Below are 13,700 nucleotides of genomic sequence, written 5' to 3' on the forward strand. Positions count from 1 at the left end.
ACCCCTGTCGTGGAGCTGGCGGCGGCCGTGACGGCCCGGGCCGCGACCTGGCGCCGGCTCGGCCTCGAATGGCGGACCGGGCCGGTCTCCCCGGCCGCGATCGTCGATTTCTGGCCGCGCCCGCGGAGGACCCAGCCAGCAGAAGGCCGGCCCAGCGCAGAAGATCGGCCCAGCCCGGGAAGGGTGGGTGGGTCAGCGGGAGGGTAGGCCGAGGCGTTCGAGGATGGCCCGCAGGTGGTGGCGGCCGGCCATGGAGGCGGGGCCGTGCAGGCGGGCCAGGACGCGGTCGGACCAGTTGCCGGGCAGGCCGAAGCGGGTGTTGTAGGCGGTCAGGCGCTCGTCGTACGTGGCGATGTGGGCGTCCGCGGCCGGCGCGTCGTACTGCTCGTGGTGCAGGACCGCCGCCTGTGGGAGGCGGGGTTTGACGTCCGCCTGTTCGGTGGGGTCCGGGGTGCCGACCGCCAGGCCGAATGCTGCCACCGTGTGCGGGGGCAGGCCCAGCTCGGCGGCGATCTGTTCGGGGTGGTTGCGGACCGCTCCGACGAACACCGAGCCGAGGCCCAGCGAGGTCGCCGCCACCACCGCGTTCTGGGCGGCCAGGGCGGTGTCGACGAAGCCGATGACCGTGGTCTCCAGGTAGTCCGTGGCGTCGACCCGGGTACCGGCGCGGGCGGCCAGGCGGCGGGCCCGGCCGAGGTCGGCGACCCAGATCAGGAACAGCGGGGCCCGGGCGACGAAGTCCTGGTCGCCGGCCAGCACCGCGAGGCGGGCCTTGCGGGCCGGATCGCGGACCGCGATCACGCTCCACGGTTGCAGGTTGGACGAGGTGGGCGCGGACTGGGCGGCCGCGATCAGCGCGGTCAGTTCGGCGTCGGTGACCGGGCGGTCGGTGAACGCGCGGACCGAGCGGCGGCCCAGCTGCGACCGCAGGACGTCGTTGAGGCCCTCCAGTTGCAGCGACGGGTCTCCGTAGCGGGCGGCGGCGGGCATCAGCGGGTCACCGCCGGCAGACCGAGGCGGCCACGCAGCGTGGGATCGTCGTAGTCCTTCTGGAACAAGCCGTACTCCTGCAAGATCGGCACCACCAGTTCAGCGAAGTTCCGCAGGTCGACGGCGGTGTCGGCCGGCATGATCGTGAAGCCGTCCGCGGTACCGGCCTCGAACCACGAGCGTAGATCGTCGGCGACCTCGCGGGCCGAGCCGACGAGCAGGCGGTGACCGGAGCCACCGGCGCCGCGCCGGATCAGCTCGCGGGGTGTGCGCGGGCCCTGCGCGATCAGGGCCCGGGTGGAGGCGCTGAAACCGGCCGGGAACGCGCCGTCCGGCACCGCGGCGGGCAGGTCGGTGACGCTGATCGGATCGTCCGGGCCGAAGGTGGCGGGCAGGCCGAGTCCGTGCACGAGCTCCCGGGTCAGCCGTTCGATCGGCAGCGTGGCGTACAACTCCTGTTCCCGGCGGCGGGCTTCCGCCGGGGTGGCCGCGACGAGCACCACCACGCCGAGGGAGATCTTGACGTCGTCCGGTGACCGGCCGGCGGCGGCCGCCCGGGCGCGGATGTCGTCGCGGAACGCGACCGCCTTGTCCCGGGTCTGCGCGACGGTGAACACGACGTCGGCGAACCGGCCGGCCAGCGCGAGACCGCCCTCGGAGCCACCCGCCTGCACGACGACGGGCCGGCCCTGGGGCCCGGGACGAACCGGGAGCGGCCCGGCCACCGAGAAGAACTCGCCCTCGTGGTCGAGGCGGTGGATCAGCGCCGGGTCGGCGTAGCGGCCGGTCTCCCGGTCCGCGACGATCGCGCCCGGCTGCCAGCCGTCCCAGAGCCGGGTCACCACGTCGAGGAACTCGTGGGCGCGGCGGTACCGGGTGTCCTTGTCGGGATGCGCGGGCAGACCGAAGTTCGCGGCCGCGGCCGGCGTACCCGTGGTGACGATGTTGACCGCGGCTCTGCCCTTGGTGACGTGGTCGAGGGACTGGAAGCGGCGGGCCAGGTTGTAGGGCGAGTTGTAGGTCGTCGAGCTGGTGATGATCACGCCCAGGTGCGTGGTGGCCGCCGCCACCGCGCCGAGCAGGACCAGCGGGTCGAGCCCGGTGCCCGGCGCCTGTTCGATCTCGCCGCGCAGTGCGGGTCCGTCGCCGAGGAACACCGCGTCGATCTTCGCGTCCTCGGCGATCCGGGCCAGCGCCTGGAAATGGTCGATGTCCAGGTAGGCCAGCGGGTCCACGTGCGGCAGCCGCCAGGCGTACCGGAAGTGGCCGGGTGTCATCAGGGACAGGTTGAGGTGCAGGCCGGTCATGCGGCGGGTCTCCAGCCGAGCAGCGGCGCGATCTCGTGGGCGCCGGCGGTGAGCAGCCGCCGGTGCTCGGCGAAGTCGGGGACGCCGGGGACGAAGCTGAGCAGCAGATCGGTGGTCTGCCGCAGCGCGGGGTCGGCGGCCAGCTCGGCCGCGATGGCCTCGGACGGGCCGAGCAGGGCATGGTCGGCGGTCAGGTATTCCTCGACGCCGAGGTCGGCGACGTCGCGGCGGGCCGACTGCCAGCTCTGCCAGCGTTCGACGCCCGGGGTGACGAGCCGGACCGCCTCCGCCCGGCTGGGGTGCGGGTACACCGCCCGGGAGAGCTGGACCCGTGGCGCGGCGGGCGAGGTCCAGGCGTCGCGGTAGGCGGCGATCCACCCGGCCTGCTGCCGCTGGGCCTCGCGCACGGTGGTGCCGCGCCAGCCGGTCGCCCGGGACAGTTGCAGGCCGTCACCGGCGAGACCCGCGGCCGCGGCCGCCTTGTGGGCCAGCCGCGGGTCACCGGTGGTCGCCTGCCAGAGCCTTTCCCGTACGCCGGGGGCGGGCGGATGCAGCACCTCCCCGAGACTGTTGAGGGCCTTGCCGTCGAGGACGTCGTGCAGCCGGGACACCGACGCGTCGTACAGCCGGTGCCGGTCGGTGATGTCCCTGCCGAACGCCTCCCAGGCGCCGGGGAACGGGCCCGACCCGACGCCGAGCTCCAGGCGGCCCCCGCTGAGCGCGTCGAGGGTGGCCGCGTCCTCGGCGACCTTGAGCGGGTCCTCGAGCGGCAGCACGAGCACGCCGGTGCCGAGCCGGATCCGGGTGGTGTGCTGGGCGATCGCGGCGAGCAGGACCAGCGGCGCCGAGACGTGTTCCTTGCCCTGCCGGAAGTGCCGCTGGATGACCCAGCCGGAGTCGTAGCCCAGGTTCTCGGCGATCACGAACAGGTCGACGGCTTCGCGGTACGCGTGGGCGGGCGGCAGGTCGCTGTCGAGGTGCAGCAGGAAGCCGAGCCGTAGCGGGTCACTCATCGGACGCGTCGATGATCGCGAGCTCGTCGCCGGTGAGCGCCGGGAAGTCGAGCGCCCTGACGTTGTGGTCCAGTTGCGCGGCCGAGCTGGCCCCGATGATCGCCGACGTCACCTCCGGGCGGCGCAGCACCCACTGCAGGGCCAGCTGGGCTAGGGACTGGCCGCGCTGGGCGGCGAGCTTGTTCAGCGTGGTGACCCGCTTCCTGTACGCGTCGTCGATCGCGTCCGGCTTCAGGAACGCGCTGTTCTGCGCCCGGGCACCGGCCGGGATCCCGTCGAGGTACTTGTCGGTGAGCAGCCCCTGGGCGAGCGGCGAGTAGACGACCACGCCGAAGCCCTCGTCCCCGGCGAGCTCCAGCAGCCCGGTCGTCTCCGGCCGGCGGTCCAGGATGGAGTACCGGGGCTGATGGACCAGCAGCGGCACCCCGGCCCGGCGCAGCAGCCGGGCGGTCTCCCGGGCCCGGTCGGTCGGGTAGTTGGAGATGCCGATGTACAGCGCCTTGCCCTGTTGCACGGCGCTGACCAGCGCGCCGACGGTCTCGTCGAGCGGGGTGCCCGGGTCCGGGCTGTGGCTGTAGAAGATGTCGACGTAGTCGGTGCCCAGGTCGCGCAGGCTGTGGTCGAGCGAGCCGAGCAGCGACTTGCGGGAGCCGCCCCTCAGGTAGGGGCTGGCGCCGATCGGGTTCCCGGCCTTGGTCGACAGGATCAGCTCGTCACGGTGTGCGGCGAGGTCGTTCCTGAGGACCTGACCGAAGAACTGTTGTGCGGCGCGATGCGGTGGGCCGTACCGGTCGGCGTTGTCGAAGTGGGTGATGCCCAGCTCGAACGCGTGCAGCACGATCTCGCGCTGGGTGTCGTAGGGGTAGTCGGTGCCGAACTTCTGCCACAGCCCGAACGAGAACGCCGACAGGTCGAGGCCGGAACGTCCGGCACGGCGGTAGGGCAGGGAGCTCATCGGGGGAGTCCTTTCGATCGCAGGGCGGTGGGCTGCAGGGACGGGGTGTCCCGGCCGGTGTCGCGTTCGAGGAAGTGGGTGCCGGGGTCGACGATCTCGTCGATCCGGTCCAGGACGTCAGCGCCGAGGGACACCGGCGAGGCCTTCAGGTACGCGTCCAGATGTTCAGCCGTGCGCGGGCCGATGATCACACTGCTGATCGCCGGGTGGTTCAGCGCGAACGCCACCGCGAGTTCCACCAGCGTGAGTCCGTGGTCGGCGGCGAGCGTGGCCAGGGCGTCCGCGGCGGCGAGTTTGCGCTGGTTGCGGTCCAGTGTGACGTCGAAGCGGCCGGGGATCAGCTCGGCGCGCGCCGACTCGGGCTGTGCGCCGCCGATCCGGTAGCCGCCGGAGAGCCACCCGGCGGCGAGCGGGCCGTAACCGAGCACGCCGACGCCGTACTCGCGGACCACCGGGAAGACCTCGCGTTCGGCGCTGCGCACGAGCAGCGAGTAGGGCACCTGCTCGGTGTGCGGGGCGGTCAGGCCGTGCTTCTCGGCCAGCCACTGGGCCTTGTCGAGCTGGTGGGCGGGGAAGACCGACGTACCGTAATAGCGGATCTTGCCCTGCCGGATCAGATCGTCGAGCGTGCGCAGTGTCTCCAGCAGGTCGGTGTGCGGGTCCGGCCGGTGCGCCTGGTACAGGTCCAGGTGGTCGGTGCCGAGCCGGCGCAGGCTGTCCTCCACCGCGCGCACGATCCAGCGCCGCGAGTTGCCGGCGTGCCGCGGGTCGTCGCCGGCCTGCCCGTGGAACTTGGTGGCCAGGAAGACGTCGTCGCGGCGGCCCGCGAGCGCCTTGCCGACGATCTGTTCCGACACACCGTGCGCGTACACGTCGGCGGTGTCCACGGCCGTGACGCCGGCGTCGAGGGCGGCGTGGATGATCCGGATGCTCTCGTCCTCGTCCTGCCACCGCCCGAAATTCATGGTCCCGAGCGTGAGCGGACCGATCAGGACGCCGGTGCGACCCAGAAATCTGTTCTCCGACATGACTGCCTCTCAGAAGAGTCCGGTGGTGGGCGGTTCCTCGGCGGTCAGGTGATAGGCACCCGCCACCGCGGCCTTCCACTGCCGGGGGTTGTGGTTGGCGACCGTGCGCGCGTTGCGCCAGTGCCGGTCGAAGCCGATGTCCCGGCCGGTCGCGGAGCCGCCGCCGACGTCGAAGAGCAGTTCCGCGGCGGTCAGCGCGGAGGCGATCGCGGTCACCCCGCTCTGGGCGGCGGTCACCGCCGCTCGGGCGCCGGCTGCGCGGGCGGCGGTCCCGGATGCTTCGCGTACGGCCTGCAGCTCCTCCCCCGCCAGCAGCACCACAGAGCGGGCCGCCTGGGCGTGCGCGGCGATCCGGCCCACGGTCTCGCGCACGTACGGGTCCTGCACGCTCGTGGCCGCCGTACTGTGCTTGATCGGCCGGGCCTTCTCCCGGGCGAAGCGGACCGCGTCGTCGAGGGCCGCCGCGGCGATCCCGGCCTGGATCGCCGCCAGGTACAGCTGCGCGAACGTGCCCAGCCACGGGTTGTCGAGCCGGGCGTTGTCGCGCGCGGTGAGCTCGTCGGCGCTCACCCGCACGCCGACCAGCCGGGTGGTGCCGCTGGCGGTCAGCCGCTGCCCGACCGCGTCGAAGTCGTCGAGGCGGTGCACGCCGTCCCGGTCGACCGGCACGGTGAAGCCGACGACCGTGCCGTCGGCGGTGGTGGCGGTGCCCGAGAACCACGACGCGTACAGGCCGCCGGTGGAGTAATACTTCTCGCCGTCGATGACGTACCCGTCGCCGTCGGGCCGGATCGTGGTGTGCACGGATCCGCTGGCCCCGCCGGAGCGTTCGTTGCCGGTGCCGGCGAACAGGTCCCCGGCGAGCAGCCGCCGCAGGGTCCGTTCCCGGTGCGGCAGGCCGGGCCGCGACGCGACCTGGTTGGCGGTCAGGAAGCTGCTGCGCAACGCCTGGGCCACGTTGGAGTCGGCCCGGGCGATGGCGACGACCAGGTCCAGCACGTCGCGTACGGATCCGCCGGCCCCGCCGTCGCGCCCGGCGATGCCCACCAGCGTGATCCGGTGCTCCGCGAGCGCCCGTACGTCCTCGAACGCGTAGGTCCGGGTCCGTTCCCGCTCGCCGGCCGCGGCGCCCAGCCGCCGCAGGACCGGGGCGATCGCCGCCCGGATCCCCTCGACCGTGCGAGTGGTCCCGGGGGCGATCACCTCGGCGGTCACGCCACCACCGCCGCGGTCCCGGGGAGCCCGAACGCGTCCCGCAGCGTGCCCCGGGGCGGGCCGCCGGGCTCGGCGAGCCGGGGCACCAGCTCGCGGACCACCGCCTCCGGGTCACCGCGCGGCACCAGCTCGAAGCCGTCGAGCCGCTGCCCGGCCGCCCAGGCGAGCAGTCCGAGGGCGAACGTCGCGGCGTCGGCGAGCTCGGCCGGCCCGACCTCGGCCCGGCCCAGCAGTGCCACCTCGGCCCGCGACCGGCCCACCCGGTGCAGCGCCGCGGTCAGCGCGGGACCGGCGTCGACGTCCCGGCCGGTCACCACGACGTCGAGGTAGCCCGCCGCGGTGACCAGGCCGGGGTCGCCCGGCCAGAGGTCGCTCAGGTCGGCGACGACGACCGGGCGGCCCTGCGGCGACGACGGGCCGTCGAGCGGGCCGGCCACCCGGTAGAACGCGCCGTCGTGGTCGATCGGCCGGATCAGCGTGTCGTCGACGACGAGACCGGCGTCCTGGTCGCCGAGCAGTGCCTCCCGGGGGAACGACCCCCACAGCCGGGTCAGCACCCGGGCGTACTCGCTCCAGCGGGCGGTGCTGCCGGTGGCGGACGGATCCGGGGCAGTGACGTCGCTGACCTCGTCGCCGGTGCCGGCGCGCAGGACGATGCCGGTCCGGCCGCCGGACGCCCGGTCGAGCGACAGGATCCGGCGGGCGGTGTTGTAGGGCGCGTGGTGGGTGGTCGGCACCTCGGCGACGAACCCGATGCCGCGGTGCCGCCCGGCGAGGTATCCGGCGGTGACGGTCGGGTCGAGCGCGCCGGTGTCGGTGAGCCGGATCGCGGTGACCCCGGCCCGCTCGGCCAGTGCGACGAGCGCGTCGGTGGCGGACAGCGGCTGCCCGGTGGTCAGGGCGAGTTGGACGATGGTGCTCATGCGGTCCTGCCTCTCAGCGGGAGACCCAGGTGCTCGCGCAGGGTCGTGCCCTCGTACTCGGTGCGGAACAGGCCGCGTCGTTGCAGCTCGGGGATGACGTGGTCGGCGAAGTCGTCGAAGCCCGACGGCAGCACGTCCGGCATGACGTTGAAACCGTCGGCGGCGCCGGCCCGGAACCACGTCTCGATGTCGTCGGCGATCTGCTCGGGCGTGCCGGCCACGATCCGGTGCCCGCCGCCGCCGGACAGCTTCTTGAGCAGCTGCCCGAGCGTCGGGTTCTCCCGGTCGATGATCGCCTTGACGACCCGGTAGAACGTCTGGGAGCCACCGGCCTCGTCGGGGTCGGTGAGCAGCCCGGCGGGGATCGGCTCGTCGTCGGACAACCCGTCGAGCGTGATGCCGAGCTGGCCGGCGAGCCGGGCCCGGGCGTACGCATCGGGCAGCAGGTCGTCGAGCAGCTCGCGGCGGGCCCTGGCCTCGGCCTCGGTGCTGCCCACCACCGTGGACAGGCCGGGCAGCACGACGATCTCGGACGGGTCGCGGCCGTACTCGGCGGCACCGGCGCGGATCTCGGCGCGGAACGCCCGGGCGTGGTCGAGGTCCTGGTCGGCCGAGAAGATCACCTCGCCCACCCGCGACGCCAGCCAGCGGCCGTCGCGGGAGCCGCCGGCCTGGACCACGACCGGCCGGCCCTGCGGGGACACGAACCGGGTGCGTCCCGACCAGGCGTCGACGACCCGCGCGGTGACGTCCGCGGCGCGTTCGTAGCGGCGGGCGTGGTCGATCTCGCCGGTGCGGCCGAAGTTGCGGGCCGCGACCGGGCCGGCGGTGGTGACCACGTTCCAGCCGACACGGCCGCCGCTGACCACGTCGAGGTCGCCGAGGCGCCGGGCGATCTCGGCCGGGTCGTTGTAGGACGACGACAGGGTGCCGATCAGGCCCACGTGCGAGGTCTGCGCGGCGATCGTGGCCAGGACCGCGGTGGGTTCCAGATTGTTGGCGGTGCGGTGCTTGACGCCCGGGTCCAGTGACGGCCCGTCGGCCAGGAACACCGCGTCGAGCTTGGCCCGCTCGGCCCTGCGGGCGATCGCCGTGTAGTGCTCGACGGTGTAACTGGCCGTGCCGTCGGTGCCCGGGAAGCGCCAGGAGCCCCCGAACACCCCGGCGTTCAGGATGTTGACGTTGATGTGCAGCTGCCGTGTCATGGCGTACTCCTCACTTCCCGGCCGGGGATCGCCTCGAGCAACCGCCGGGTGTAGTCGTGCCGGGGATCGCGGAACACCGCCGCCACCGGTCCGGACTCGACGACGGCACCGTCCTTCATGACCGTGACGTCGTCGGCGATCAGCCGCACCACGCCCAGGTCGTGGGTCACGAAGACGTAGCTGAGCCCGAACCGCTCCTGCAGATCGACGAGCAGTCGCAGGATCTGGGCCTGCACCGACACGTCGAGCGCGCTGACCGCCTCGTCGAGCACCAGGATCCGGGGGTTGAGCGCGATCGCCCGGGCGATCGCCACGCGCTGGCGCTGACCACCGGAGAGCTGGCCCGGCAACCGGCTCAGGTAGCTGTCGTCCAGGGCCACCGCGGCCAGCAGCTCGCTCACCCGGCCGGGGGTCAGCACACCGAACGCCCGCAGCGGCTCCTCGATGATCCGGCGCACGGTGAACCGCGGGTCGAGCGACGTGTAGGGGTTCTGGAACACGAACTGCAGGTCGCGGCGGCTCTCCCGGCGGCGGCTCTCCCGGCGGCGGGGCCCGGTCAGCTCGGTGTCGCCGAGATGGACGGTGCCGCCGTCGGCGGTGGTGAACCCGGCCAGGATCCCGGCGAGCGTCGACTTGCCGGCGCCGGACTCCCCCACGATGGCGTGGGTGCTCCCCTCGCGCACGACCAGATCGGCGGCGACCAGGGCCCGTACCCTCCGGTAGGTCTTGGTCAGTGCGCGGGCCCGGAGCACGACGGTCCCGGAGGGCTCCCGGGAGATGAGGGGTTCGAGGCGGGCGGGCGACGCGGCGAGCAGCCGGCGGGTGTAGTCGTCGCTCGCGTGCCGCACGATGTGCTCGACCGGGCCCTGCTCGACGATCTCACCGGCGCGCATGACCAGGATCCGGTCGGAGCGCTCGACGGCGACACCGAGGTCGTGGGTGACCAGCAGGATCCCGATGCCGAGCCGTTCGCGCAGCGACACCAGGTGGTCCAGGATGACCTTCTGCACGGTGACGTCGAGGGCGCTGGTGGGCTCGTCCGCCACGATGATCCTCGGCCGCCCGGCCAGCGCGATCGCGATCAGCGCCCGCTGTTTCATGCCGCCGCTGAGCTCGTGCGGGTACTGGTGGAACACCCGTTCGGCGTCCGGCAGCCCGGCGGTGCGCAGGCTGTCCAGGGCCGCCTCCCGGTGCTCGGCGGCGGTGCGCCGGGCCGGCTCGTTGAAGCGGACCGCCTCGATCACCTGGTGGCCGACGCGGCGCACCGGGTTCAGCGACGTGTTCGGGTCCTGGGGGATGAAACCGACGTAGTTGCCGCGTACCCGGGCCATCCGTTTGTCGTTCCAGCCGGTCACGTCGACACCGGAATAGGCGATCGAGCCCCCGGTGCGGCGGGCCGCGGGCGGCAGCAGCCCGAGCGCGCCCTGGACGAGCGTGGTCTTGCCCGAGCCGGACTCCCCCACCAGCGAGACGAACTCGCCCTCCGCCACGTGCAGGCCGGCGCCGCGCACCGCGGGAGTGCCGTGCCGCCGTCCGGTCCTGTAGTCGATGTGCAGGTTCGTGATCCGCAGCAAAGGCTCGGTCATCGGCTGTGCTCCTTGCGGAACGAGGTGCTGATCCGGTGGGTGGCGACGACCACGGTCGCCAGGGCGAGCCCGGGCAGAATGGAGGCCCAGGGGTGTACGGCCACGTAGTCGCGTCCCTCGGCCACGAGCAGTCCCCATTCGGGCTCCGGGGGTGGTGCGCCGTATCCGAGGAAGCCCAGCGAAGCGACGGCCAGGACCGCCGTGCCCACCTCCAGCGCGGCGAGGGCGACGACCGGGCTCAGGGAGTTCGGTACGACGTGGCGCAGCATCACGCCGAGCCGGCCGGCACCGAGGCCGTACGCGGCCCGGACGTAGTCCTGGGTGACGACCTTGAGCACCTGCGAGCGCATCACCCGGGCGAACGACGCGATGGACGAGATGCCGACGGCCAGCGCGATGTTGTTCGTGGAGTAGCCCAGCACCGAGACCACCACCATCGCCAGCAGCAGGCTGGGGATCGCCAGGAACACGTCGACGAACCGCATGATCACGGTGTCGGTGGCGCCCCCGGTGAAGCCGGCGACCAGGCCGACGGCCGTACCGATGGCGAACGCGACGACCACGGCCAGCAGCGTCGCGGTGAGGGTGGTGTGCGCGCCGTACACGCTGCGGGCGAACAGGTCGCGGCCCAGCCGGTCGGTGCCGAACCAGTGCTCGGCGCTCGGCGGCGAGAAGCTCGCGGTGGTGTCCCCGGCGTACGGGTCGTAGGACGTGAACAGCTGCGGCAGCACCGCCCAGCCGATCACGACCAGCACGACGAACCAGGACACGATCAGGGTCGGCCGGACCGTGGCGGTCATCCGGCCGCGCCCTGGGCCGCGATCGTGGCCCGCAGCCGCGGGTCGAGCAGCGGGTACACCAGGTCCACGCTCAGGTTGATGAGCGCGAAGCTGACCGCGACGAACACGACGATCCCCTGCACCAGCGGCACGTCGAGGGTGTTGATGGCACTCTGCGCCAGCCGGCCGACCCCCTTGCGGGCGAACACCGTCTCGGTGATCACCGACCCGGCGATCAGGTTGCCGAACGTGATGCCCGCGATGGTCAGCGCCGGCAGGCCGGCGTTGCGGAACACGTCGCGCAGGATGATGCCGCCCCGGGTCGCGCCCTTCGCCCAGCTCGTCGTGACGTACCCGGAGTGGAACTCGGTCGCGAAGCTGCGCACGAGCAGCTGCGCGATCGGCCCGGTCACCGGGATCGCGAGGGTGATCAGCGGCAGCACGATGCCGGCCGCCCCGTCGTCGCCGAACGCCGGGAACCAGCCCAGCTGGAACGAGAACACCTGCAGCATCAGGATGCCGGACAGGAACACCGGCACCGACACCGCGCCGGACGGCAGCGCCTCCACCAGGTTGCGCACCCACTCGTGCCGGGTCGACGTGGCGACCAGCGCGATCGCGAGCGACGCGAGCACCGCCAGCACCAGCGCGCCGGCCGACAGCACCAGGGTCGCCGGCAGCACGTCGAGGATCGCGGTGGTGACCGTCTTGCCGGACTGCACCGAGGAGCCAAAATCGCCGGTCAGCGCATGCCCGAGCCGGTGCAGGTACTGCATGAGCACCGGTTCGTCGAAGCCGTAGTTGGCGGCGACCCGCTCGCGTACCTCCGGGGTCACGGTGTTCAGCTCGGCCGGGTCGAACAGCAGGTCCACCGGGTCGGCGGGCAGCACGAACAGCAGCACGAAGGTGACGGTGAACGCGGCCCAGACCACGAACGCGGCGCGGCCGGCCTTCAGCGCGATGTAGCGGGCCATGTCGTCACTTCCCGTCGCTCTTCCACGCGTCCACGAAGTGGTTGCGGGACTGGGCGTCGAAGATGATGCCGTGCACGTCCGGCGCGTGGGCGATCACCTGTGACGGGTTGTAGATCGGGCTGACCAGCGCGTACTTGTCGAGCAGCAGGTCCTGGGCGGCCTTGGCGTAACCCTTGCGGGTGGCCGGGTCCAGTGTGGTCTCCAGCTTGCCGAGCGTGGTGGTGACCTCGTTCAGGTCGACGCCGGTGGAGTCGGCGGTCAGGTAGGAGCCGTTGCCGAGCGCGGGACTGTAGGTCAGGTTCAGCGCGGACGCGTCGTTGCGGGACCGGTTGGCGGCGGTGACGTTCCAGTCGGTCCTGGCCTTGGCCACCTGGGCGGCGTAGTCCGGGATCGGCAGCACGGACAGCTGCAGGTCGATGCCGATCTTCTTGAGGTCCTGCTGCACCGACTCGTACGCGGGCTTGTTCGCCACCAGGTTGCTGATGCCCAGCAGCTTCACGACCAGCTTGCGGCCGTCCTTCACCCGTACGCCGTCCGGGCCCGGCTGCCAGCCGGCGGCGTCGAGCAGAGCGCTTGCCCGGGTGGGGTCGTACCTCAGGGTCGTGCCGCTGTGGTCCGCGTAGCCGATGACCGACGGCGCGAGCACCGAGGTCGCCACCGAGTAGGAGTCGGTGAGGACGGTCTTGGCGATCGCGTCACGGTCCCAGCCGAGCTGGATCGCCCTGCGGACGGCGATGTCGTCGGTGGGGAACAGCTGCGAGTTGAAGTTGAAGTAGATCGCGGTGCCGGAGACGCCCCGGCTGATGATCGAGAAACCCTGGTCGGCGAGCGGCTTCTCGTCGGTGGTGCCGACGTCGAGCGTCGCGTCGATCGTGCCGGACACCAGCGAACCGGTGCGGACGCTCGCTTCCGGGATGGTGTTGAACACGACCTTGTCCAGGTAGGCCGCACCCTCGTGCTTGATCGCGGCGGGCGCCCAGTGGTAGTCGGCCCGTTTCACGATCACGGTCTTGACCTGCTGCTCCCAGGATTCGTACACGAACGGTCCGGTCCCGATGATCTTCTTGGGGTCGGCGCGCTCCTGCGCGCTCAGCTTCAGCGTCGCCGGGGCCAGGAAACCCGGCTGCGCGTTGGCGGTGAACGACGAGGCCTGCAGGAAACTGGCGAGGGGCTTCGAGAAACGGACCACCGCGGTGTACGGGTCAGGGGTGGCCGTCGCGACGTAGCCGGGCAGCAGGGTGGCGCCGTTCGGGTTGATGCCCAGCTTCTCGTCACCGTGTACGTACTGGTCGAAGTTGGCCTTGACCGCGGCCGCGTCGAACGGCGTGCCGTCGCTGAACGTCACGTCCTTGCGCAGGTGGAACGTGAACTCGGTCAGGTCCGTGTTGTACTGCCAGGACTCGGCCAGCCACGGGGTGATCGCGCCGGTGTCCGGGTCCTGCCAGGTCAGCTTGTCGGTGATGTTGTTGCCGATCAGCGACTCGGCATAGTTGGTGCCCCACTGCGGATCGGGGCTGCGCTGGTAGTCGATGAGCGCGAACTGCAGCGTGCCGCCCGTGACCGGCCGGCCGTCACCGCCGGCCTCGGCGCTGTCGCCGCCGCGGGTGACCGCGACACCGATCCCGGCGGCGAGCAGGACGAGCACGACGGCGGCAGCGGCCCAGGGCCATTTGCGGCGGCCGGGAGCGGCCTGCTCGATGGTGGAACGAACGTCTGACATGGGGG

At 72.5% G+C, this 13,700-nt stretch carries 12 protein-coding genes; all 12 read right to left on the minus strand.

Annotated features, from left to right (window positions below; genetic code table 11):
• Nucleotides 1-192: 192 nt before the first annotated feature.
• The 12 genes from ACIA6A_RS21035 to ACIA6A_RS21090 are packed head-to-tail and all read right to left on the minus strand — an operon-like array spanning nt 193 to nt 13,695.
• Nucleotides 193-990 (minus strand): NADPH-dependent oxidoreductase, encoded by a 798-nt coding sequence (locus ACIA6A_RS21035; protein WP_396099415.1) that lies wholly within the window; start codon nt 988-990, stop codon nt 193-195.
• Entirely contained in the window at nt 990-2,297 is a 1,308-nt protein-coding gene (locus ACIA6A_RS21040) for an NtaA/DmoA family FMN-dependent monooxygenase (protein WP_396099416.1), read from the minus strand. The genes ACIA6A_RS21035 and ACIA6A_RS21040 overlap by 1 nt, the downstream gene beginning before the upstream one ends.
• Nucleotides 2,294-3,310, minus strand: a complete 1,017-nt coding sequence (locus ACIA6A_RS21045) for an LLM class flavin-dependent oxidoreductase (RefSeq protein ID WP_396099417.1) — start codon at nt 3,308-3,310, stop codon at nt 2,294-2,296. The genes ACIA6A_RS21040 and ACIA6A_RS21045 overlap by 4 nt, the downstream gene beginning before the upstream one ends.
• Nucleotides 3,303-4,265, minus strand: a complete 963-nt coding sequence (locus tag ACIA6A_RS21050; protein ID WP_396099418.1) for an aldo/keto reductase — start codon at nt 4,263-4,265, stop codon at nt 3,303-3,305. The genes ACIA6A_RS21045 and ACIA6A_RS21050 overlap by 8 nt, the downstream gene beginning before the upstream one ends.
• Nucleotides 4,262-5,293, minus strand: a complete 1,032-nt coding sequence (locus ACIA6A_RS21055) for an aldo/keto reductase (protein WP_396099419.1) — start codon at nt 5,291-5,293, stop codon at nt 4,262-4,264. Before ACIA6A_RS21055 ends, ACIA6A_RS21050 begins: the two co-directional genes overlap by 4 nt.
• Nucleotides 5,294-5,302: 9 nt before the next feature.
• On the minus strand, nt 5,303-6,508 hold the full coding sequence (locus tag ACIA6A_RS21060) for a hypothetical protein (RefSeq protein ID WP_396099420.1): 1,206 nt from the start codon (nt 6,506-6,508) through the stop codon (nt 5,303-5,305).
• Entirely contained in the window at nt 6,505-7,431 is a 927-nt protein-coding gene (locus ACIA6A_RS21065) for an LLM class flavin-dependent oxidoreductase (RefSeq protein WP_396099421.1), read from the minus strand. Before ACIA6A_RS21065 ends, ACIA6A_RS21060 begins: the two co-directional genes overlap by 4 nt.
• Nucleotides 7,428-8,636: an LLM class flavin-dependent oxidoreductase gene (locus ACIA6A_RS21070; RefSeq protein ID WP_396099422.1), complete on the minus strand. Its 1,209-nt coding sequence runs from the start codon at nt 8,634-8,636 to the stop codon at nt 7,428-7,430. Before ACIA6A_RS21070 ends, ACIA6A_RS21065 begins: the two co-directional genes overlap by 4 nt.
• Complete coding sequence (locus ACIA6A_RS21075; protein WP_396099423.1) at nt 8,633-10,222, minus strand: ATP-binding cassette domain-containing protein; 1,590 nt, start codon at nt 10,220-10,222, stop codon at nt 8,633-8,635. Before ACIA6A_RS21075 ends, ACIA6A_RS21070 begins: the two co-directional genes overlap by 4 nt.
• A complete protein-coding gene (locus tag ACIA6A_RS21080) occupies nt 10,219-11,022 on the minus strand; it encodes an ABC transporter permease (protein ID WP_396099424.1) in 804 nt (267 codons plus the stop codon). The genes ACIA6A_RS21075 and ACIA6A_RS21080 overlap by 4 nt, the downstream gene beginning before the upstream one ends.
• The gene (locus ACIA6A_RS21085) at nt 11,019-11,975 is read right to left on the minus strand and encodes an ABC transporter permease (RefSeq protein WP_396099425.1); all 957 of its coding nucleotides are present in this window, start codon (nt 11,973-11,975) and stop codon (nt 11,019-11,021) included. The genes ACIA6A_RS21080 and ACIA6A_RS21085 overlap by 4 nt, the downstream gene beginning before the upstream one ends.
• Before the next feature lie 4 nt (nt 11,976-11,979).
• Nucleotides 11,980-13,695, minus strand: a complete 1,716-nt coding sequence (locus tag ACIA6A_RS21090; protein WP_396099426.1) for an ABC transporter substrate-binding protein — start codon at nt 13,693-13,695, stop codon at nt 11,980-11,982.
• Between the last annotated feature and the right edge of the window lie 5 nt (nt 13,696-13,700).

Source organism: Actinoplanes sp. NPDC051494, from assembly GCF_044454705.1.
In the GTDB taxonomy this organism is placed as follows: domain Bacteria; phylum Actinomycetota; class Actinomycetes; order Mycobacteriales; family Micromonosporaceae; genus Actinoplanes.